The organism is Flavobacterium sp. (assembly GCF_013823965.1).
In the GTDB taxonomy this organism is placed as follows: domain Bacteria; phylum Bacteroidota; class Bacteroidia; order Flavobacteriales; family Flavobacteriaceae; genus Flavobacterium.
In genome coordinates, this window is record NZ_PNNA01000038.1 from 24,655 (window position 1) to 46,897 (window position 22,243).

General features: G+C 38.0%; 19 protein-coding genes and 1 tRNA gene. 5 read left to right on the forward strand and 15 right to left on the reverse strand.

Annotated features, from left to right (window positions below):
- Positions 1–21: 21 nt before the first annotated feature.
- From C0430_RS04435 to C0430_RS04445, 3 genes are all read right to left on the reverse strand, one after another.
- Entirely contained in the window at positions 22–264 is a 243-nt protein-coding gene (locus C0430_RS04435) for a glycoside hydrolase domain-containing protein (RefSeq protein ID WP_290865929.1), read from the reverse strand.
- Between the two features lie 247 nt (positions 265–511).
- A complete protein-coding gene (locus tag C0430_RS04440; protein WP_290865883.1) occupies positions 512–2,884 on the reverse strand; it encodes a glycoside hydrolase family 127 protein in 2,373 nt (790 codons plus the stop codon).
- A gap of 493 nt (positions 2,885–3,377) precedes the next feature.
- On the reverse strand, positions 3,378–5,462 hold the full coding sequence (locus C0430_RS04445; protein WP_290865885.1) for a TonB-dependent receptor: 2,085 nt from the start codon (positions 5,460–5,462) through the stop codon (positions 3,378–3,380).
- Positions 5,463–5,685: 223 nt separating this feature from the next.
- Between C0430_RS04445 and C0430_RS04450 the strand changes: the two genes are divergently transcribed.
- The 5 genes from C0430_RS04450 to C0430_RS04470 all read left to right on the forward strand — a co-directional run bounded on the left by C0430_RS04450 (position 5,686) and on the right by C0430_RS04470 (position 10,725).
- Positions 5,686–5,757 (forward strand) — tRNA-Arg (locus C0430_RS04450).
- Positions 5,758–5,879: 122 nt separating this feature from the next.
- Positions 5,880–6,923, forward strand: coding sequence for a hypothetical protein (locus C0430_RS04455; RefSeq protein ID WP_290865887.1), 1,044 nt, complete (start codon positions 5,880–5,882; stop codon positions 6,921–6,923).
- A 409-nt stretch (positions 6,924–7,332) separates the two neighbouring features.
- On the forward strand, positions 7,333–8,769 hold the full coding sequence (locus C0430_RS04460; protein WP_290865931.1) for a circularly permuted type 2 ATP-grasp protein: 1,437 nt from the start codon (positions 7,333–7,335) through the stop codon (positions 8,767–8,769).
- Between the two features lie 35 nt (positions 8,770–8,804).
- Positions 8,805–9,758 carry an alpha-E domain-containing protein gene (locus C0430_RS04465; protein ID WP_290865889.1) on the forward strand — a complete coding sequence of 318 codons (954 nt, stop codon included), beginning with the start codon at positions 8,805–8,807 and terminating at the stop codon, positions 9,756–9,758.
- 4 nt (positions 9,759–9,762) lie between these two features.
- Positions 9,763–10,725 carry a transglutaminase family protein gene (locus C0430_RS04470; RefSeq protein ID WP_290865891.1) on the forward strand — a complete coding sequence of 321 codons (963 nt, stop codon included), beginning with the start codon at positions 9,763–9,765 and terminating at the stop codon, positions 10,723–10,725.
- A 72-nt stretch (positions 10,726–10,797) separates the two neighbouring features.
- Here C0430_RS04470 and C0430_RS04475 read toward each other — a convergent pair whose 3' ends face one another.
- From C0430_RS04475 to C0430_RS04530, 12 genes are all read right to left on the reverse strand, one after another.
- Positions 10,798–12,105: a peptidoglycan DD-metalloendopeptidase family protein gene (locus tag C0430_RS04475; protein ID WP_290865893.1), complete on the reverse strand. Its 1,308-nt coding sequence runs from the start codon at positions 12,103–12,105 to the stop codon at positions 10,798–10,800.
- A gap of 23 nt (positions 12,106–12,128) precedes the next feature.
- The gene (locus C0430_RS04480; protein ID WP_290865905.1) at positions 12,129–12,899 is read right to left on the reverse strand and encodes a DUF4292 domain-containing protein; all 771 of its coding nucleotides are present in this window, start codon (positions 12,897–12,899) and stop codon (positions 12,129–12,131) included.
- Between the two features lie 8 nt (positions 12,900–12,907).
- The gene (locus tag C0430_RS04485) at positions 12,908–14,257 is read right to left on the reverse strand and encodes a tetratricopeptide repeat protein (RefSeq protein ID WP_290865907.1); all 1,350 of its coding nucleotides are present in this window, start codon (positions 14,255–14,257) and stop codon (positions 12,908–12,910) included.
- A gap of 139 nt (positions 14,258–14,396) precedes the next feature.
- Complete coding sequence (locus C0430_RS04490; protein WP_290865909.1) at positions 14,397–15,407, reverse strand: sugar phosphate nucleotidyltransferase; 1,011 nt, start codon at positions 15,405–15,407, stop codon at positions 14,397–14,399.
- Between the two features lie 67 nt (positions 15,408–15,474).
- The gene (locus C0430_RS04495) at positions 15,475–15,792 is read right to left on the reverse strand and encodes a GIY-YIG nuclease family protein (RefSeq protein WP_290865911.1); all 318 of its coding nucleotides are present in this window, start codon (positions 15,790–15,792) and stop codon (positions 15,475–15,477) included.
- Positions 15,793–15,930: 138 nt separating this feature from the next.
- Positions 15,931–16,365: a dUTP diphosphatase gene (gene dut, locus C0430_RS04500; protein ID WP_290865913.1), complete on the reverse strand. Its 435-nt coding sequence runs from the start codon at positions 16,363–16,365 to the stop codon at positions 15,931–15,933.
- A 48-nt stretch (positions 16,366–16,413) separates the two neighbouring features.
- On the reverse strand, positions 16,414–17,886 hold the full coding sequence (locus C0430_RS04505; RefSeq protein WP_290865915.1) for an oligosaccharide flippase family protein: 1,473 nt from the start codon (positions 17,884–17,886) through the stop codon (positions 16,414–16,416).
- Positions 17,887–17,983: 97 nt separating this feature from the next.
- Positions 17,984–18,427 (reverse strand): GNAT family N-acetyltransferase, encoded by a 444-nt coding sequence (locus C0430_RS04510; RefSeq protein ID WP_290865933.1) that lies wholly within the window; start codon positions 18,425–18,427, stop codon positions 17,984–17,986.
- 74 nt (positions 18,428–18,501) lie between these two features.
- Positions 18,502–19,362: an ATP synthase F1 subunit gamma gene (atpG, locus tag C0430_RS04515; protein ID WP_290865918.1), complete on the reverse strand. Its 861-nt coding sequence runs from the start codon at positions 19,360–19,362 to the stop codon at positions 18,502–18,504.
- A gap of 73 nt (positions 19,363–19,435) precedes the next feature.
- Positions 19,436–21,013: a F0F1 ATP synthase subunit alpha gene (atpA, locus tag C0430_RS04520; protein WP_290865920.1), complete on the reverse strand. Its 1,578-nt coding sequence runs from the start codon at positions 21,011–21,013 to the stop codon at positions 19,436–19,438.
- A 16-nt stretch (positions 21,014–21,029) separates the two neighbouring features.
- Complete coding sequence (gene atpH / locus C0430_RS04525; protein WP_290865922.1) at positions 21,030–21,566, reverse strand: ATP synthase F1 subunit delta; 537 nt, start codon at positions 21,564–21,566, stop codon at positions 21,030–21,032.
- Between the two features lies 1 nt (position 21,567).
- Positions 21,568–22,068: a F0F1 ATP synthase subunit B gene (locus tag C0430_RS04530; RefSeq protein ID WP_290865924.1), complete on the reverse strand. Its 501-nt coding sequence runs from the start codon at positions 22,066–22,068 to the stop codon at positions 21,568–21,570.
- Positions 22,069–22,243 lie beyond the last annotated feature (175 nt).

A 22,243-nucleotide genomic window follows, 5' to 3' on the forward strand; every position in this document is an offset into this window, starting at 1 on the left:
ATTTGATTATTGACCAACATCCTATTTTGATGGTGGCGCTATTTTGGTTCCCCAATCAACGGATGGCTTGGCTCCCATTTCAAGAATTGATTCTCCTCCGTTTACAATATCTCCATGCATAATCCAAGTTTTTCCATACCGAATCCCATGCAATAATGCGGCTACAATATACTTATTTTTGCCCGAAAGATTGCGTGCTATTATCACAAAAATTTTGCCGTTTTCCTGATGGATTAGCGTCTTTTTAAAAAAAAGTGTATTGATTAAATAATACGATTGTCACGTATTGAGATAAAATTCCATTATGTGAATCGCTGGCAAAGCGAGCTTGTTCATAAACGTGAAATCTCAATAATCCACTTGCCAGAAATTGCAAAACATAAAGCACAGGTTCTTTTCAGCATCGAAAGATGTATTTAGGACAAAAGCTACTGTTGACATCAAAAGAATGATGCCAAGAAAATAGAAAAAACTCGTTTTTAGATCTGTCCTTTTAAATCAAAAAAAAAATCTACTTCAACAACCGCACTTCATAAATACCCGTAATGCTTGAATTCGGTTTTGCCTTAAATTGTACTTGCAAAATATTAGATTTTCCGTCTAGAATCGCTGCAGGAAGTTCAATTATCTTGTCAATAAATTGATTTCCTTCTGTTCCGTCCATATTAAGGCTTGCCACCAAAACTTCATTCACAAAAATGTCAAAATTTTTATTATTGTCTGCACCAAAATAAGTGATTCGCAGTTGACTCGCGTCCAAATTCGGATTTTTCAAATCATAACTGAACGAACCTTGCCCGTTTCGATAATGACGTTCCTTGAACATTCCGGTATCAGTTTTTTCTCCTTTGAAATTATGGTCGGATTCCGGTTGTTGCTCGCCAGCGGTTACCAAATCAAGGGTAATCGCTTCCAATTTCATTTGCGCTTCTTCGCGTTCTTTCATCGCTTTTTGCAATTCAGGCAATTTTTCTTGGGTGGTAAATGGCCAATAAATCATATACCTCGCATCGTGAATTTGGAAGAATGGAACCAGTTGCAAATTCTTGTATTTCTCCTGATAAATAATATTCGAAGCCGAAAAAGTAAAGGTTTTATTTTCTACCGGTTTCAATGAAGTCGCCAAATCAGCATTGTTGGAAACGAGTAAAGGCGCATCTTCAATCGGGTAAATGGGTCCGCTGGCAATGTGTCCCATTCGGCTGTCGTCGGCTATTAATCCTTTTAAATCCGTGGTGTCGGTGATGGCTGCCAACACAATTGGACCGTGTACAAAAGAAACCCAAGCCGATTTGTCGGGAAGTTGCTCGGTTTTGTTGTGCATTGGCAATACAACTGAAATCTGGTCGCCCGTTTTCCATTTTCGGTCAATGGAAACATAAGAATTGGCTTCTTTTGTAAAACCAATTTCCTTGTTGTTGACCTTGATTTTCATTTTTCCGTCTTCTATCCAGGAGGGATAACGGAACTTGATGGCAAATTGCTGCGGTTTTTTCAAAGTCAAGGTTAAAGAAGATTGTTCTTCAAACGGGAATTTGGTGTTTTGCGTAAGCGAAATTCCTTTTTCTTTCCAATTCAGGGTCGAAGGAATAAAAAGGTTCACATAGAGATTTTGCTTGTCGTGTGCATAAATGAGTTCACCGTATTTGCCGTGATTTTCGAGTCCTGAACCCACACAACACCAAAACGAATGTTGCGCCTCCGAATACACTCGGTAATGGCGTGGTCGAATGGGCGTGAAATAGACGAAACCACCATCAGGATGTTGGGACGACAAAATATGGTTATAAGTCGTGCGTTCGTAATAATCCATGTATTTTGAAGAAGGATTCGCCAGAAACAAATGCTTGCTCAATTTGAGCATATTGTAGCTGTTGCATGTTTCTGGTCCTTCACGGGATTCCAACATGGAAGAAAAATCGGTGGACGGATTAAAATGTTCCCTCACGCTGTTTCCACCGATGGAAATCGTGCGGTTGTTGACAACGGTGTTCCAAAAAAAGTTGGCGGCATTTGCCCAATTTTTGTCGCCAGAAACTTCGGCAACACGCATAAAACCGATTACTTTCGGGATTTGGGTATTGGCGTGAATGCCGTTTAGGGCATCTTTATTTTCCAAAAGTGGATCCAAAATCGCTTTGTGGGAGAATTTTTGAGCCAATGTCAAGTATTTTTTATCGCCCGTAATCGCTGATACATCGGCAAAAACCTCGTTCATTCCGCCGTGTTCGCTGCGCAACATTTGTTGGATTTGGTCGTCGGATAGTTTTTTGGTCAACGTCAAACACCAATCCGAAAGTTGGATGAGTATTTTTTTGGCTTTTTCATTTCCAGTTAATTTATAGGCATCGACCAATCCTGCATATACTTTATGGATGTTGTACCAAGGCACCCATTTATTATTTAACGAAAAACTTCCAGCTTCAATTTTTCCTTGGGCAATTTCATCCCATAATGCTTTGCTTCCAGGAACGCCGCCAATGTAACCGTTGCCGTTTTTTTTTTGGCATTTTTCAAGACCGTCCAACATATAATCCAATCTTTCCTTGATTTGCTGATTTCCGGTTGCGGCATACATTTCAGCCAAAGCCGAAATATAGTGCCCGCCAATGTGCCCGTCCAAGCCCGTATTTTCCCAATTGGGATAATTGATGGCATTGGTTTCCAATCCCGCTTCCTTGAAATAAGGAGCCAAAAGTCTGTCTGCATCAAGCGATAAAATATACTTTAAATCCGTTTGTTGCGCCGCCTTGAAAGGACTTTCGAGCAAACGAACCGACGATAACGGAAAACTTTCCAGTTTAGCAGATTGCCCGTAAACATTAGCCATTGAGACTAATGCAAGCCCAAAGTAAACCGATTTTTTGATAGTGTTAAATAGCATCTTTTTTGAATTTTATTTTTTGGAACCATCTGTTTTAATGCGATATGCGGTAAATGAATAAGCCGCCAATTCAACATTATTCAAGTCCGAAACGGAACCCGTTAGTTGACAAACCATTGGAATCGTCTTTAAAATAGACCATCAAATAAGCACCCATTTTTTTTCTTTGGTAAATTTATTTTTGTTTGGGCCAAACCTTCAATGGTTATCAATAAAAACAAAACGAGCAGGCCCGGGCAATCAAAAATTCTTTTCAAAGGGTGTTTATTGGACAGGAATTATTTAATAGATTCGAAATTAAAAAAAATAATTGTAAAATTTACATTTATTTTTTTAATTAACGATTTTCCCGCTTTATGTGAAGTAAATATCTATATTTTACTACACATTTGTAAAACTTCCTTTTAAGTTGAAACAAAGAATTTAGATTCAAAAGTATAGGTTGCAGCAACTTCAAACCTGAAAAAAGTGACTTAGAGGAGAATTAATCGCCTTAAAAAACACAAGAAATCGAAAAACCTCCATAAAAATTTACGGGATTACCTGGATAATAATATCTAGGAGGCACAGTGCCAAAACCAACAGCATTTGGCAAAATACTCGCTGCATATTTCTCGTCCAATGCGTTATTAATCCCAGCATTCAATTCGGTTTTCAGGACTTTAAGTATTGTGAAAAAGTAAGTTGTTTTGATGTCGAGCACCGAATAACCATCACTGTATTTTGTATTGGAATCATCCATTGGAATCCTTCCCACGGTTCTGTAAGACGTGTTTATGCTAAACCCTTGTTTTGTGTTGATGTCCAATCCAAAATTGACTTGTTTATCCGGAACACCCGTAAGTTGGTTGCCCGAATAATCCGCTTCGTGATCCACAAAATTCTTGAATTTGAAATTATTTATCGCTGCTGAAAAATAAGGCGTGATTTGAAATTTATTGGCATCCAATAATTTGTAATTGACAAGGAATTCAATACCAGGATGAGAACTCGAACCCGCATTAATTCCGACATATTGATCCTCGGCGGTTCGTCGTGCCACCAATAAATTGTCAATTTGGGTGCTAAAAAATGTTAGCTCGGCATATAATTTATTTTCCATCCAATTGCCCTTGAATCCTATTTCGTAATTCCAACCGGTTTCTGGTTTTAAGTCCGTGTTGATTTGGCCTTCGGGAGTCAAGGTTTCGGCAACTGCAGGAACCGAAAACCCTTTACTGATGGAAGTGTAGATGTTTTTTTCGTTTCCCACTTTATAGGAAAATCCAATCCTTGGCGACCAAACATTGCCAAAAGTATAGGTGTAATTTTGGCTGTTAGAATTAGTAAAAACATCTTTTAACGAATATTTGGTGGTGTTTAATGCAATCCCGGTTTCTAAATGCAGCTTTGGGGAAAGCCAAACTTCCATTTGCAAAAAATAGTTGCTGTAGTTTCGGTTTTCGTCAGTGGCGCTGAACTTATCCCCTTGAAGACTTCCTTGCCCGGGTTGCGTTAGGTATAAATTTTTATAGAGTGAATATTGGTATTTTTCCGCATCCATTTCAGTTCCAAAACTTAATTCAAAAGGCAAAGAAAGCAATCGGTCTTTATAATTTACATTCAAACGAAGACCCAATGAACTTGTGTTTTCGTCTAAAATATCAAACGGCCTCGCTTCATAAGCATTTTTAAAATTGGAAAAAACACTAGATTTCAAAAACCATTTTTTAGAAAATTGATGGTCATAACCCAAACCCAACAGGAATTTGTCATAAGACTCATATCCTTGTGCCGCCGACCATGTCGTGGCTGCCTTTTTTGAATTGTTTTTAAAATCATTTTCGTTCAAAGAACTCGGAATATAAGCTTTCAATTTGGTAAAAATCCCCAAGAAGGACAAACTGCCTTTAGGACTTGTTTTTTGATTTCCGTACATGTTAAACGATTTTCTCTTGTAGGAACTATTGTCCCTGTATCCATCACTTTGCAGGTCAGAATAACTCGAAAATATATTCGAATTCGCGTCGCTGTATCCGGCAGAAATTCGCTGTTGCAGCGACCCAAAACTGCCAAAAGTCGTTGTTGCTTTTCCGAAAGATTCCATCAAAGGCGTTTTCCTTGAAAACAAGTGAACCACCCCGCCCAATCCTGAACCAAAACTGGTCGAGTTGGGGCCTTTAATGATTTCGATTTTTTCTATTGAAGCCACGTCAATGTCCTCAATGACTGTTTCGCCTTCTCCGGAACTCAATGGAATCCAATTAAAATATGCTTTTACTCGATTTGTTCCATATTGCGAGCGGGCTCCCATACCTCGAATGGTAATTCTATTGGTATTTAATCCCCCTTGTTGCATGTGTACGCCAGGGATTTTATTCAAAACCGGAGTTAGAATAATTCCATCGGTTTTATCGATGTCGGCCGTAGTGATTACAGAAACGGAAGAAGCGGCATTTTGAAGCCCCTTTTTGATGGGGGAAGCCTCCAGAATTACAGCTGAAAGCGCGATGGTATCTTTTTTTACTTGGCTAAAAAGAGAAATGCCGCCAAATGAAAAAAGCAGAAACAAAAAAACGGAAAGGGTACTTTTAAACAATTACCATTGTGTTTTAAATGAATTACAAACTTAGCTTTTTCTTTCCATTCAGCGAAAATCTATTTCTAAACAGATTCTGTTCAAAGCAATTATATTTAAACCAAAAACTGGAAAAAAACTTGTTTCGTTTGAATCGCATAAACCATGAATTTATTTAGTAGACGCCACGCCTTAGAAAGAAAAAATCATTAGTTTTGCCAAATATTGCCATTGCAACCTTTATAGCCCCGTAGTTCAACGGATAGAATGGGAGTTTCCTAAACTTTTGATCCGGGTTCGATTCCCGGCGGGGCTACAATTTAAAAAGTCTATTTTTACTACTGCTTTGTAACTTTTTAATCTAAAATTATTACTGCTAAAATTTAGAATTCGCTCTTAAATCACGTACCTTTATGCTATCCATAAAAGTGCTGTCTCATGAAAACGCCGGCGCATACTTTCCTGTTTCGAATATTTTTGCTTTTGTTCTTGTTCTACTCCAGCAGTTGCAATAGAGCCAAAGCCACCGATGCTTCCGTCGAAAAAGAAAAAAACAAAATCGTTCAACAACTTCCATTTCCTGAAACTTCCGTTCCCACAATTGACACCACCGACTATAACCAACGTGTTCATGCTTTGGGCAACAAAGACAAATCCGGCAGATGGCCAGTAAAAAAATTACCTTATCCTCTACCGGGAGCACTTTTGCCTTATAACAGGATTATTGCATTTTATGGAAATCTATATTCAAAAAAAATGGGAATCTTGGGCGAATTACCCAAAGATGCCATGCTCAAAAAGCTAAAAGGGGAAGTGGCAAAATGGCAAGCCGCCGATTCCACCACAAAAACAATTCCAGCACTGCATTACATAGCCATCACGGCACAGGGTTCTCCCGGAAAATCAGGTCTATACCGGTTGCGCATGCCTTTTCACCAGATTGACATTATTATGGATTGGGCAAAATCGATTGACGCCATAGTGTTTCTTGATGTTCAAATAGGCCATAGTTCCTTGAAGAACGAAGTCGCCTCGCTAGAAAAATATCTAAAACTACCAAAAGTACATTTGGCGATTGATCCTGAATTTTCGATGAAAAATGGTGGTGCTCCCGGAACTAAAATAGGCAATTTCTCTTCCGATGACATTAATGAGGCTATTGAAATATTGGCACAACTGGTGCGCAAAAATAATCTCCCTCCAAAAGTATTGGTAATACACCGCTTTACCCAACGAATGGTAACCGGATACAAAAAAATAAAAATACTTCCCGAGGTGCAAGTGGTCATAAACATGGATGGTTTTGGCAACAAGACCCTCAAAAAAATATCCTACCAATCTTATATTTATAAAGAACCCGTGCAGTTTACCGGATTCAAATTATTTTATAAAAACGACACCAAAACGAATCCCAACGGACTCTATACTCCAGCAGAATTACTCCGGTTTACGCCCAAACCCATCTATATCCAATATCAGTAATTTGATGCGTTTTTTACCTAAATTATAAAATACTCACAGATTTAATATCAGTCAGTTCATTTTATCGATGGGCTGCCTGTTTGAAGCTGGATCCAAAAGCTGGATTAATAAAATAAAAAATACAGATACCCCGTATTAAAAAGGACATTTATTTTTAATTATGCATTATAATTAAATTTACACCCCTTAAATAAAGGGGTGTTGTTTTTAAATTTTTATATAATTGAAAAAACGAAGTGAAAAAATAATAAAATTGTCAAAAATTATTATTTAAATAACGAATATGGTATAAATTGTTAAATACCTAACAAAATAACGTTTTTGATGAAAATAAAATAATAAATTTGTCTTAAATGACACATTTTTTAGACAAAACAGTCAAAAAAACCACTATTTAACAATGAAAGAAATGATGAAGTTGATGCCGAAATTAAACCCCAATGGCTGGGACGAAATGTTTTCCAATAAAGGAGTGCGAAATTCTTATCGCAAAGTTTTACAAACATTACAAAGTCTTAATCCCGAAAATTTAAATCAAAAACAAAAACAGGCCGCTGATTTCTTTATGAATCAAGGAATCACTTTTACCGTATATAGCGACAATAATGAGGGCATTGAAAGGATATTTCCGTTCGACATCATTCCGAGAATAATCACTCAAAAAGATTGGGAGGAAGTAGAAACAGGCATTAGCCAACGGTTAAAAGCTCTCAACATGTTTTTGGAAGACATCTACAACGAGCAGTTTATCATAAAAGAAGGTATTATGCCAGCAGCATTAATATCATCTTGCCCTCATTATATTCAGGAAGTCCACGGAATAAAAGTGCCGCATGACATCCATATCCATATAGCGGGAATAGATTTGATTCGGGGTGCCAAAGGAGAGTTCTATGTATTGGAAGACAATCTAAGATGTCCAAGTGGCGTGAGCTATATGTTGGAAAATCGTGAAATTACCAAAAGGATTTTTCCAGAAATGTTTACCTCCAATGATGTAAGCATGGTAGCAAATTATCCGATGATTTTTCATAACATATTGATTTCCTTGTCTCCAAGAAATATCTCTAATCCAAATGTCGTGTTGCTCACTCCCGGAATTTATAATTCTGCTTATTATGAACACACTTTCTTGGCCAGACAAATGGGAATTCCATTAGTAGAAGGCAGGGACTTAGTGGTCAACAATTGCAAAGTATATATGAAAACCACTTCTGGGCTTCAACAAGTTGACGTGATTTACAGACGATTGGACGATGAATATTTAGATCCATTAGTCTTTAAACCCGACAGCGCACTTGGCGTTCCTGGATTGATAAGCGCATATAAAATGGGAAATGTAGCCCTGGTAAATGCCGTGGGGAATGGTGTTGCCGACGACAAAGCGGTCTATGCCTATGTGCCTGAAATGATAAGATATTATCTCAACGAAGAACCAATACTCAAAAACGTTCCCACGTACCAAATGGGTAATAAAGAGGAACGCGAACTAGTGTTTGCCGACATGGAAAACATGGTCATCAAAGAGACCAATCAAAGTGGTGGATACGGAATGATTATGGGAAACAAAGCCACGGAACAAGAATTAAAAAATGCAAAAATTGCCATTTTAAATAATCCACGAAACTTTATTGCCCAACCCATCATCCAACTCAGCACCGTGCCTTGTTTAATCGATGGAGAACTAAAACTGCGCCATGTCGATTTAAGACCTTATGCTTTGTGTGGGCCAAATGGCGTGAAAATAGTTCCGGGCGGACTCACCAGAGTAGCTCTTACCGAAGGCTCGTTGGTAGTCAATTCCTCACAAGGAGGCGGAAGCAAGGACACTTGGATAGTTAAATAACCCAAAATTATTTTGGCCTTTTTAAAACAAATGAAATGAAAGTAAATATGCTCAGCCGAGTGGCGGACGGAATGTTCTGGCTCAATCGATATATGGAAAGAACAGATGGAATGTTGCTTACCCTCAACACGTTTTATATCTTGTCTTTCGACAAAGAATTAGTGGATTCTCAAGGCTACAAACCGCTATTGGAATACTATACTGATTTGTCACAAAAGCAAATAAGCGATGCACAATTTGACACCAATTTTGTGCTGAAATACATTGTTTGCAGCAATCAAAACCACAATTCAGTTAAAAATTTGGTAATTAAAGCTCGGGAAAATGCCCGAGGTTCCCAAGATAAAATAACCAAAGAATTATGGGAACACATCAACTCTTTGTACCACTTCATGAATGCACCCGATTTGCCCAAAAAACTAGAAACTTCAGAAGCATTGGGCATTGTGACAAAACTCAACAAGGATTTTTTGCTTTACAACGGTATTTTAGAAGTAACAATGCCAAGAGGACTGGGATGGTCTTTTTCAAACATTGGCAAACATATCGAAAGATGTTTACAAACCATTTCGTTGACACAGGCTTACTTTGCACCCATTCATTACAATCTCGAAGGAAATGAGGATTTGTTGTACTGGAGACGCTTGTTGCTCTCCCTTTCTGGATACGAATTGTATTTAAAAAGTTACAGCAATATTCCGCACAATCGCAAGGTAGTGCAACAAGTAATTTTCAACAGAGATTTTGCCCACTCGGTGATTTATACCTTGGGACTTATAGAAATATACTTGGATAACCTGTTTAAAGACAATCATTTGAGCGAAGCACGAACACTACACAATCAATTTGGAAGACTCAAAAGTGCTGTTGAATTTACGGACTATCACAATCTGACCAACCAACAACTGGAAGATGTACTTAATGACACCAAAAAACAATTGATTCAATTTTCGACAGATTTTTCTAAATTATTCTTCTCCTACACCTAAAAAAATGGCAGTTTTCAAAATAATACATATCACAAAATACCAATACAATTGGCCCATAAAGGAGAGTATCAACGAAATACGCTTGTTTCCGCATAACTTTGCCAATCAAGATGTGCTGCAACACCAACTCTTGATAACCCACAATCCCAATATCGAAATTTCGAATGATTATTATGGCAATCGAATTGGGAATTTCAATAATTTAGAATCCCATGAAGAAATGACCATCGAATCCCGGATGTTGGTGCGTGTCAATCATTCGCTAAAAATACCCGAAATAGATACCACCACGGTGCAGGATTTAGCTAATGAAAAAGAAAAAAGTATTTACTTGCAAAGGCTTTGTTGTCCAGAAATCATTGACAAACAAAATAAAATAAACCTTATTTTAAAAAAAATAAACCGTGCCGACAAATCCATTATAGCTATTGCCCAAGAGTGCAATACATATATTTTTAAGCACTTTACTTACACCAAGGGAATTACCAACATAGAAACTACGGTTGACGAGATTTTAGAAATTAAAAAGGGGGTTTGCCAAGATTTTGCTCATGTATTGCTTCAACTCTTGCGAACTGCCGGGATTCCATCAAGATACGTGAGTGGCTATATTTGCCCTAACAAAAGCGGCCTTAGAGGAGAAGGCGCAACGCATGCTTGGGTAGAAATTTACACGCCAACACAAGGTTGGCTTGGACTGGATCCCACAAACAATATCTGGACAATGGATAACCATGTCAAACTTTCGGTGGGAAGAAATTTCTACGATTGTACTCCTGTAAAAGGTACCTTCAAAGGGTTTGCAAGACAAACACTTTCGGTTTGCGTGTCCATTGGCTATGAAGACGGAAGACAATTTGAAGAAATTAACGATGTTCAGCTTCAGGAAGTAACGGTGGAAGAACAAGCTCAACTTGACTATATTGAACAATTGCAGCATCAGCAAAGACAACAGCAACAACAATAGTTTCATTAACAAAAACAGCCTTGGTTATTCCATAGAATATACAAGGCTGTTTTTATTGGAATATATTCTTCTTTACATATTGTACAACCAGCTTGCCGGATCGTTATAAGTTGTGTTTTGCTTAATGATAAATTTAATAACTGTTTTTCCTGTGTCGCCGTTGGTCCTGATTTTACCAATGCTTTGTTTTATGCTTACTTTATCGCCTTTGTTCACATAAACGGAGCTTAAATTTTGATATACCGTGAAATAATCCCCGTGCTGAATCAGCACCGCTTTGTTTACGGGCGACAAAACAAAAACACTTATAACTTCACCTCCAAATACGGCTCTTGCCGATGCGCCTTGGTCAGTCGTGATCTCGACGCCGCTATTGTGAACGGTCAAATTACTGAATTGTGGGTGCTGTTGATCACCATACGGCAAGGAAACGAAGCCTTTTTCTACTGGCCAAGGTAATTTCCCTTTGTTTGCCTTGAAATTATCGGCCAATATTTTTGATTCAGCCGTTAATATTATTTTTGATGAAGTTGAAGCTGGTGTGGAAGAAACAATAGCTTTGGCACGTGTTTTTATTTCTTCTTTAGTGTCACCTGTTTTTGCTTCGGCTTCGGCTTTTTTCATCGCTGCTTCTAAAGCTGCTTTTCTATTGGCTTCGGCAATGGCTGCTCTAATTAAACGATCTATTTGTCTTTCAATGGCTCTTGTTTCTTGTTGTTTTTTCTTGATTTCGGCCGTGATTTTTTTCTTGTCTTTTTTGATGGAATCCACCAACTTCTGTTGTATCTGCTTCTCTTTTAACAACGACAAACGTTCTTTTTCGTTTTCGGCAATTAGTTTTTTCTTGGCCGTTTTTTGCACGTCAAGTTTCTCGTTATGGAGAACAAGTTGCTTTGTTTTAGATTTTATTTCCTCGCCCTGCATTTTTCTGAAACCGGTGTACTGCTTCATGTATTGGGCTCTTTTATAAGCCTGGAGAAAATTCTCGGATGATAATATGAACATCGCCCTGCTTTGTTCGGAGCGACTTTTGTACGATTTTACAATCATTTCTGCATAATCCTCTTTAAGCACGGCAAGTTCTCTATTGAGTTTATTGATTTGCAGTTGATTGATATATATGTCATTGCTCAACAGTTTTGCTTGTCGTTCAGTGGTGTTGATCAGTCTTTCCTTGAGTTTTATTTTATTGGCCTGAATCACAATCACGTTTACGGCGGACTTCTCTTTCTTTTTTACCGTTTGCAACAATGCTTCGTTTTCCCTAATTTCTTTTTGAATTTGGGCTTTTCGTGCTTCTAGTTTTTCTTGCTGGGAATCTTGGCTCCACGATAGCGAAGTCAAGCATAAAAATAATAGGCTTAGGAGAAATTTTGGCATATTTGAAATAAGTTTGTGCAAATTTACTTAATTATAATTCTTTTGTAACCATTTGGGACACTATAAGGAAAAGAAAGTTCTTCATTAAAGCTTATGGTGTTGTAATCAAAATTGATTTGGGTTTTCCCTTTCTCTTGAATGGCGTTGATGGACACTTTCGAAGGCAAGGTTAACTCCTTGTAAACCGTTTTGTCGGAATAAGCCACTTGAATCATCCTGCCTTTGGCGGTTTGGGCTATTTCCTGTTTGTTCAACAAAAAGGTATTGGCATCAAAATAAAATACTTTTTTAAAATTACTCGCCGATGCATCATCCAATCGATACTCTTGGTCAACGAATGATTCCGTATATTTTCCCTTCTCCAAATCATCAATGGCACGTCCCAACAACATGTTCTGCATTTTGTTGAAATCCAAATCGGTTCCCAGCCATTGGCTCAAGGTGCTGAAATCGCCTTCAAAATAACTGCCTCCCATTTTTTCGTAATAGCTTACCGATGTTGGCGTGATCGATGCTTTAGCCATTGTGATTCCCAAAAAACGAACGCTCACCAAAATTTGTTGGTCTTTCTTGATTTTTATTTCGGCCGTAACGTTCTGTGTTTGTTTGTCATCCGAATATTGAACATTCGATTTTATATATAATGTCGAAAAATCAATTTTATTGTTGTAATAGTTTTCAATAATTGTATTGGCCTTTACTCGAGTCGGGGCTTTAACGGTTTCCACCGCAACCGCTTTGGATTTGCAGGACGTCAAAAAAACCAACAACGCCATAGCTAAGAATCTCTTCATTTGAATTGTTATTTTTTATTTTTTAATAATTGATTGGCTTTGGAAAAATACTGTTCCTTTTTCTTGAAATCGCCCAATCCATTGTATGCTTCACCCAATTGAAGGTTGAAATTAACTTCCAACGGCACATCGTCTATCACGTAATCCAAGCCCATTTCCAGCATCTCTTTTGCCTTCTTGAATTGCTGCAATTGATTGTTTGCCAATCCCGAATAGTAATAAAACTGCGGTTGCGAAGGAAATGTTTCCACTAATTCCGCTGCTTTTTTGGCTACCAATTCAAATTGCTTGGTTTCGACATACGCCTGAAGCAAAAGCAAATTGGTCTCGACATTTTGCCCATCACTGTTTTTTAAACTCAATTCATAATAGCGAATGGCCTTGTCCCACAATTGTTTGTTATGAAAATACTTGCCTATTTCCTTGGCCACGTTGATGTTTGGGTCTTTGTCAAAATAAGCAATGGCTTTCTCCAAATCGGGTTCGTATTGCTGATTTTTGGTGACAAAAATCAAAAACTCGTTCATGATTCGATGCTTGACAGAGGAGTCTATTTCGGGACTAGCCAAGGCCACGTTCATTGAATTGACTGCTTTTTGATTTTCCTTGTTGTCCAAATAATACTTGAACATGCCCACTTGTGCCCAAGCCGAATTGGGAATGGCGGCATCCAATTTTTTCGTGATTTCAAACGCTTTTTTGGCATCGCCATTATCCAGGTACAACCGAATCAAGTTGATGTAATTGGATTCTTCTTTTGGATTTTTGTCAATTTGTACAATTAAATTGCCTATTTCATTGTTTTGAAATTTCCCTTGGGACAAAATCTGCGTCTTGTAGGCTTCCCTCCTGTCTGTTTTTCCAATCGTCTCGTTCAGCTCATTGATAAGAACGAGTGCCTTGTCAAATTGTTGCGTGTTCATGTAAATCTCCGTCAAATCTTCTTTGTAAGCCGGGTCAAACTCGATGAGTTTGTTGACCGAAACCAGGGCTTGATTGTAATTTTTGGTTTCATAACTCGTCTCGTACATTCCCGTCCAAAACCATTTGTTTTTGGGGTCGATTTGTGCGGCTTTTTCGAATGAGGCATAAGCCTGTTCGTAATTTTTCAAGGCCAAATAATTCTTTCCCATTTCAGAAAAAACGGTGGCGTCATTGGGTTTCAATTTCAAGCATTGTTCCAATTCCGTAATGGCTTTGTCATGATTTTCGATGCCCTTTTGCTTCAAGGATTCATAAAAATAATCCTCGAATTTGTCGGGTTCCGTCACGATTGATTCAGGTTCGGTTTGTGCCAATGACACCACCGAATTGCAAAGCAAAACCCAAAACAAAAGGATGGAAACCGTTTTTTTCATTTTTGTTTTTATGAATTACACCCACAACCAACGGATTAAAATCCGTTGCTACAATATATCTCGTTCCCACGGAACTATCACATTTAGTAATAGAGCCGTTGGCTCGAACTATTTTGTAAGGCTGGACTTTAGTCCAGTTTTATTCCAACACCGAATAATCGCCAATGCTGATACTGGTAAAATTACCGTCGAAACTGGCGTGGTTGCCTATCATCGCGTTGTCCAAATTGGCGTTTTTGATATGTGAATGGGTTTGCACCAAACTGTTTTTTATCGAACTGTTTACAACATGGCATCCATCTCCCAAAGACACATTAGGTCCCACCGTTGCATTAATCAAAACTACGTCTTTACCAATATAACAAGGCGGAATGATGGTCGAATTTTCCAATTTCACGTCATAATCCACCAAATGTTCTCCGTCATTGTGCAAGAATCCCAACATTCTGGAATTGGTTTCTACGGTAACGTCTTTGTTTCCGCAATCCATCCACTCGGCTACTTCTCCCGGAACAAAAACCATGCCTTTGGCCATCATTTGCTTGATTCCGTCGTTGATTTGGTATTCGCCACCATTGACGATATTGTTGTCCAAAACCAATTGTAGTTCGTTTTTCAAAACGGCCACATCTTTGAAATAGTAAATCCCGATAACCGCGAGGTCAGATACAAATTCTTTTGGTTTTTCGACCAATTCAATGATTTGGTTAGCTTCGTTCAAGTTGACCACGCCAAAAGCTTCTGGTTGCTCCACTTTTTTTACCCAAATCACGCTGTCGGCATTTTGATCCAAATCGAAATCGGCACGAATCAAGGTATCGGCATAGGCAATAACGGCCGGGCCGCTCAAGGAATCCTTGGCACACATAATGGCGTGCCCCGTTCCTAGTGCTTCATTTTGATAATAAATAGTTCCTTTTGAACCCAATTTTTCGGCAATGGCAATCAAGTCTTCTTCCACTTTTTTGCCAAAACTTTCGTGAATGATGAAAGCGATTTCTTCAATATCTTGATTCAAAACGCCTGCAATATCTTCAACCAATCGGTGCACGATGGGTTTTCCCGCAACCGGAATCAATGGTTTTGGAATGGTTAATGTGTGAGGTCTTAATCTGGAACCACGTCCAGCCATTGGTACTATTATTTTCATATTAATTGCCCGCGAATGCGGGTATCTTTTACATACCTGCGTAGGCAGGTATCTTGGTTAATAATAATTATTTTTCTCTTATTTTATTAAAATCGAAATTCCAATTTAAACTGATATCCATCCAAGTTGGATTCATGTCTTCGATTAAATTTACTTTCCAATCTCTTTTCCACTTTTTTAATTGCTTTTCTCGGTTTGTGGCTTCAAACCCATTTTCCCATTCTTCAAAATAAATCAACTTGTCACAATTATATTTAGCAGTAAATGAATTAGGATAAATTTTTAATTTATGTTCTTTTACTCTTTCAATTAAGTTGTCGGTAACACCAACATAAATAACTCCTTGATGTTTATTTGACATTATATAGATATACCATAATTTCATATTCTTATTCCTGCGAAGGCAGGAATCTTATTTATAATAATTTATACTACACAAAAAATTAATTTAATTTACGAGATTCCTGCTTTCGCAGGAACTTGAAAATACATTCAATTCAAAAGATTCCTGCCTACGCAGGAATTACATAACTCCCGTACTTCCAAAACCGCCTTCGCCTCTTGATGTTACAGATAATTCTTGGACTTCGATCCATTCGGCTCTTTCGTGTTTTGCGATGATGAGTTGCGCAATGCGTTCGCCGTTTTCGACCACAAAAACTTCATTGGATAAATTGACCAAAATCACGCCAATTTCTCCGCGGTAATCCGCATCAACGGTTCCGGGTGAATTGAGCACGGTGATTCCTTTTTTGGCAGCCAGTCCGCTTCTTGGTCTCACTTGCGCTTCATAACCTATGGGTAATTCGATGAAAAGACCTGTTTTTACAATGGTTCTTTCCAAAGGTTTCAAAGTGATGGATTCCGTTAGATTGGCACGCAAATCCATTCCTGCCGAAGCCATAGTTTCATAGTTGGGCAAGTCGTGTTGCGATTTGTTGATGATGTTTATTTTCATTTTTATTTGATTGATGGAATTGTAGCAACAAGCACGAGCTGTGCGTACTTATAATGATTTATTTTTTCTTTTCATGATGCCCAAAATGGTTGCTTTCTCGTTGTGGTAAACAAAATACACAAACCCGAATAATAACGGAATTCCAACGAAATAATTTTCTCTAAATCCATAAAAAGAAATGACTGAAAACAAGATGGACAAGCCCAAATAACCACCTATCTTCTCCATATCGTAAGGAATTGGGTAATACTTGTTTCCAAGTACATAGGAAATAATCATCATACTGCCATAAGCCGCAATGGTGGCAATGGCCGAACCATAATAACTGTATTTTGGAATCAAAAAATAATTCAACACCAAGGTTAAAATGGCTCCCACGATTGAAATATAAGCACCTATTTGTGTTTTATCCGTCAATTTGTACCAAACGGAAAGGTTGTTGTAAATACCCAAAAAGAAATTGGCCAAAATAATCAATGGCACCACTTTCATCGCTTCCCAATAGGATTTGTCGTCGAGCAACATCAATTTTAAAATATCGGCAAAAACGATCACTCCAAGGAGAATCAACGAACCCAATATCACGAAATACTTGGTGATGACGGCATAAGTCTGTGGCGCGTTTTCGTTGCTGGAATGACTAAAAAAGAACGGTTCGATTCCCAAACGGAAAGCCGTGGCAAACAAAACCATGAACAAGCCGAGTTTGTAACAGGCAGAATAAGCCCCAACTTCGGATTTGGCAATATTCTCGGGCAACAAGTATCCCAACAAAATCTTGTCGAAATGTTCATTGACCGCAAATGCGATTCCTGCCACCAAAATAGGCAGTCCGTATTGCATCATTTTTTTCCAAAGCACTTTGTCGAATTTTCGGTTCAAGGAAAGATAGTTGGGCGAAAGCACAACCAACGTCAGCAAACTGGCGAGTAAATTGGCCACGAAAATATAGCCAATTTCAAAGTTGTCGATGTATAAATCATCCAGGAAAGAATGTGGATTCTCTTGGGCCAATTTTGGCAAATACAGCAAAAAGAAAATGTTGAGGGTCAAATTGACTGCCACATTTCCTATCTTGATGGCAGCATACATCATTGGTCTTTGATTGGCTCTCAATTTAGAAAAAGGAACGATTACCAAAGCATCCAGGACCAAAATCCAAATGGAATAAGTAACATACTGTACATCGACATTGGCCAAAGTTGCCAAAGAATTCCTGAAAATCAAGGCGCCAAAAAGGAAGAAAATGGAGGACCAAAAAACGGAAATTGTGGTTGTCGCAATCACGTTTTGCTTGTCCTTTTCAGAATTATAGAAGCGGAAAAATGCGGTTTCCATTCCGTAAGACAAAATCACGTTGAAGAATACCATCCAAGAAAGTACGATGGAAACTTCGCCATATTCGGCAGTTGGCAATATTCCTGTGTACAATCGCACCAACAAGAAACTCAGCATTCGAGGCAAAACCGTGGCGAGTCCGTAAATGGCGGTTTGTTTGAAAAGATTTTTATACAATCCCAAAGGTTTCTTTTTAAATTTTTATAAAACAAAAATAACCATTTCTTTGGTTTAATCTTGATTTTATTGATTCAAACCAAATAGTTTTTAAATGTTCAATCTATGTCAATCCTTCTTCGTTTAATGTTTTAATAAAATGGAATCCTCTGGGAAAATATCCTTGATTGTAATAAAACCGATGCGCTGTGAAATTTCCTGTATAAGCGTCAAGAACTATCATTGTACAGTCTAAATCACTTGCTTTTTGATTGACAAAATCGGTAAGACTTTTGCCAATTCCCTTGGATCGATATTCGGGATGAACAATGAAATTGTCGATTTCCATATATTTTCCTGACCAAAGTTTGATTCCATACCATAAACCGGTAAGTCCAACACATTGATCCTCTTCAAAAACAGCAACTTGGGTATAATTGTGCGGAATCATTGCTTGAAGATAAGATTTGTATTTTTCTTCGGAAATATTGGGATACAAGTGGCGAATTATTTCGATTTGGGCAAACATTTCGTCGAATGTGGTAAGTTCTATGATTTTCAATGCTATAAATTTTTATAAATTTAATCAAAAAAAAAGAGCTACAAAATTCGTAGCTCTTAAATATATATTCAGAATAAAAATTATCCTTTCAACGCCTCTGCTCCACCAACAATCTCAAGGATTTCATTGGTAATGGCAGCTTGACGTGCTTTGTTGTAAGTCAATTTCAATTGATCTCTCAATTCGGTTGCGTTGTCCGTTGCTTTGTGCATTGCAGTCATACGCGCTCCGTGTTCAGATGCAAATGAATCTCGAACTCCTTTGTACAATTGTGTTTTCAATGATTTTGGAATCAAAGTCAAGACAATTTCTTCTTTGGATGGTTCAAAAATATAATCTCCTGTAGAAGCTGGTTTGTCTGATTTTATTGGAGCCAATGGCAAAAATTGTTCTACTTGAACGATTTGAGTGGCAGCATTTTTAAATTGATTGTAAACCAATTCAATTTTGTCATATTCACCAGATACAAATTTTTGAGTCAATGTTTCGGCAATTACAGTCACATTCTCAAAAGTCAATGCGTCAAAAACTTGACTTTGATTGTCCACAACGGTTAAGGTTTTGGTCAAAATGTCGTTTCCTTTCTTACCAATGGCAAAAACATCCACTTGTTTTCCTGCGTAGTAATCGGCGCGGTTTTTAACTTCCTTGATTACATTGGTATTGAAAGCACCACACAAACCTCTATTTGAAGTAATGGCAACAACCAATACTTTTTTAACTTCACGTTGTGTTGTGAATTCCCCTCCAACATCTCCGTCAAGAGTTGCTGAAAGATTTTGCAATAATTCCGTCAATTTTTCGGCATAAGGTCGCATTGCCGTGATGGCGTCTTGCGCCTTCTTCAACTTTGCTGCAGAAACCATTTTCATCGCGGCAGTAATCTGCATCGTCGATGAAACGGAAGTAATTCTATTACGGATTTCCTTTAAATTTGCCATTTAGTATTGTATTAAGATTGAAGTATTAAGTATCAAGACGTCTTAATTCTTGATACTTAACACTTAATACTTTTTAGTTATATTTCGCTGAAACTTCTTTAGCTGCTGCTTCTAACACGTCCGTGATTTCGTCAGTCAGTTTACCTGCTTTCAATGCATCAAGAGTAGCCCTGTTTTTGTTGTTCAAGAATTCCAAGAAATCTTTCTCGAATTCTTTCACTTTGTTCACGGGAACATTTCTCAACAAGTTTTTGGAACCTGCGTAGATGATGGCAGTTTGGTTTTCAACAGTATAAGGATCGTTTAGATTTTGTTTCAAAATTTCCACGTTTCTTTTTCCTTTTTCAATTACGTTCAAAGTAACGGCATCAAGGTCAGAACCAAATTTAGCAAACGCTTCCAATTCACGGAATTGTGCTTGATCCAGTTTTAATGTACCGGCCACTTTTTTCATTGATTTAATTTGTGCATTACCTCCAACACGAGATACGGAAATACCTACGTTAATCGCTGGACGAACCCCTGAGTTAAACAAATCTCCATCCAAGAAAATCTGTCCGTCAGTAATCGAAATTACGTTGGTTGGGATGTATGCAGAAACGTCACCCGCTTGAGTCTCGATAATTGGCAAAGCAGTTAATGAACCACCACCTTTTACGATACCTTTTAATGAATCTGGTAAATCGTTCATGTCTTTAGCAATACTGTCATCAGCGATTACTTTACAAGCTCTTTCCAATAAACGGGAGTGCAAGTAGAAAACGTCTCCAGGGTAAGCCTCACGTCCCGGTGGTCTTCTCAACAAAAGAGAAACCTCACGGTAAGCAACAGCTTGTTTAGACAAATCATCATAAACAATCAAAGCTGGACGACCAGAATCTCTGAAATATTCTCCAATTGCAGCACCTGCCATAGGAGCATATACTTGCATCGGAGCTGGATCAGAAGCATTAGCAGCAACGATAACTGTATAAGCCATTGCACCTTTTTCTTCCAACATTTTTGCGATTCCTGCTACCGTTGACGCTTTTTGTCCAATTGCAACATATATACAAAATACAGGTTTTCCTGCATCATAAAATTCTTTTTGATTCAAGATAGTATCGATACAAACAGTTGATTTACCTGTTTGACGGTCACCAATAACTAGCTCACGTTGTCCACGACCTACCGGGATCATTGCATCTACTGCTTTGATACCTGTTTGCAATGGCTCGGTAACTGGTTGACGGAAGATAACTCCAGGAGCTTTTCTTTCTAATGGCATTTCGAATAATTCACCACCGATAGGCCCTTTACCATCAATTGGCTGACCCAAAGTGTTTACTACACGTCCTACCATTCCTTCTCCAGTTTTGAGAGAGGCAATACGTTGTGTTCTTTTTACAGTAGAACCTTCTTTGATGCCTGTTGATGGTCCTAAAAGTACCACACCAACATTGTCTTCTTCAAGATTCAATACAATCGCCTCAAGACCATTGTCAAATTCTACAAGCTCACCGTATTGAACATTAGAAAGTCCGTAAACACGAGCAATTCCATCCCCAACTTGAAGTACAGAACCTACTTCTTCTAATGTAGCACCAGATTCAAAACCTTCTACTTGCTTTTTTAATATTGCTGAAATCTCAGCAGGTTTAATTTCCGCCATAATTATTTATAAATAACTAGTTACTTAATTCTCTCTTTAATACTTGTAATCTGTCGGCAATGGAAGCGTTGTATTGCTTGTCGCCTATTCTTAAAATAAATCCTCCAATGATGGATGGATCTACCGTGTTTTCAATCGTGATTTTTTTGCTTGATGAAAAGGTGGCAATTTTCGCCGAAACTTTGGCTTCCAATGCTGCATCCATTGGGATGGCAGTGGTCACTTTGGCTACTTCAACACCATTCGAAATATCAAACAATTTGTTGTATTCCACTGCAATGCCGTCCAAGATTTCAAATCTTTTGTTTTCCAACAATAATTGGAAAATGCTTTGGGTCACCGGATTAACAGATGCAAAAACTTCGGAAACAACATCCTTTTTGGCATCCGTTTTTACAAGCGGATTTTGGATGAAAGAACTCAATTCAGAATTCGATTGTATTGTTGATGCAATCAATGCCATATCAGCACTCACTTCAGAAGCGACACTTTTGGAGTCTGCTATTTCTAAAATAGCTTTTGCATAACGAATTGCTGCTCTTGTACTTGACATATTAGTTTAATTTAGCGTCACCCAACATTTTTTCCACCAATTTTACTTGAGCTTCTTTGTTGGACAATTCGTCTTTTAATAATTTTTCGGCAATTTCAAGTGACAAAGTAGAAACGTGTAGTTTCAATTCGGCCATGGCTGCATTTTTTTCGCTTTCGATGGCAGCTTTTGCTTGTTCGATCATTTTTTGACCTTGAGCTTGAGCTTCATTTTTGGCATCGGCAACCATTTTGTCTTTCATTTCACGTGCATCTTTCAATAAAGCATCATGTTCCATTCTTGCTTCTTGCAAAATACGTTGATTGTCCGATTGAAGATTTAGCATTTCTTTTCTGGCGTTGTCTGCAGAAAGCAAGGCGTTTTTGATTCCTTCTTCTCTATCGTTAACGGCATCCAAAATTGGTTTCCAAGCGAATTTTTTCAATAAAAGAATCAATCCAACAAATATTACTACTTGCCAAATAAACAAACCAAACGAAAAATCATTTATTAACTTCTCCATTTTATATCTATGATTTAATTTTAATGTTTTAAATTAAAACAATAGTTACAACCAACCGTTGCAACTATTGTTTTTGATTTTAATTAAGCAGCGAATAACGCAGCGAAACCAATACCTTCAATAAGTGCAGCTGCAATAAGCATGGCTGTTTGGATTTTTCCAGAAGCTTCTGGTT

Bases quoted from the DNA above. Each gene is read 5' to 3' on its own strand.
- C0430_RS04440 (WP_290865883.1), bottom strand. From the start codon at position 2,884: ATGCTATTTAACACTATCAAAAAATCGGTTTACTTTGGGCTTGCATTA.
- C0430_RS04455 (WP_290865887.1), top strand. From the start codon at position 5,880: ATGAAAACGCCGGCGCATACTTTCCTGTTTCGAATATTTTTGCTTTTG.
- C0430_RS04460 (WP_290865931.1), top strand. From the start codon at position 7,333: ATGATGAAGTTGATGCCGAAATTAAACCCCAATGGCTGGGACGAAATG.
- C0430_RS04465 (WP_290865889.1), top strand. From the start codon at position 8,805: ATGAAAGTAAATATGCTCAGCCGAGTGGCGGACGGAATGTTCTGGCTC.
- C0430_RS04470 (WP_290865891.1), top strand. From the start codon at position 9,763: ATGGCAGTTTTCAAAATAATACATATCACAAAATACCAATACAATTGG.
- C0430_RS04475 (WP_290865893.1), bottom strand. From the start codon at position 12,105: ATGCCAAAATTTCTCCTAAGCCTATTATTTTTATGCTTGACTTCGCTA.
- C0430_RS04480 (WP_290865905.1), bottom strand. From the start codon at position 12,899: ATGAAGAGATTCTTAGCTATGGCGTTGTTGGTTTTTTTGACGTCCTGC.
- C0430_RS04485 (WP_290865907.1), bottom strand. From the start codon at position 14,257: ATGAAAAAAACGGTTTCCATCCTTTTGTTTTGGGTTTTGCTTTGCAAT.
- C0430_RS04490 (WP_290865909.1), bottom strand. From the start codon at position 15,407: ATGAAAATAATAGTACCAATGGCTGGACGTGGTTCCAGATTAAGACCT.
- C0430_RS04495 (WP_290865911.1), bottom strand. From the start codon at position 15,792: ATGAAATTATGGTATATCTATATAATGTCAAATAAACATCAAGGAGTT.
- dut (WP_290865913.1), bottom strand. From the start codon at position 16,365: ATGAAAATAAACATCATCAACAAATCGCAACACGACTTGCCCAACTAT.
- atpG (WP_290865918.1), bottom strand. From the start codon at position 19,362: ATGGCAAATTTAAAGGAAATCCGTAATAGAATTACTTCCGTTTCATCG.
- atpA (WP_290865920.1), bottom strand. From the start codon at position 21,013: ATGGCGGAAATTAAACCTGCTGAGATTTCAGCAATATTAAAAAAGCAA.
- atpH (WP_290865922.1), bottom strand. From the start codon at position 21,566: ATGTCAAGTACAAGAGCAGCAATTCGTTATGCAAAAGCTATTTTAGAA.
- C0430_RS04530 (WP_290865924.1), bottom strand. From the start codon at position 22,068: ATGGAGAAGTTAATAAATGATTTTTCGTTTGGTTTGTTTATTTGGCAA.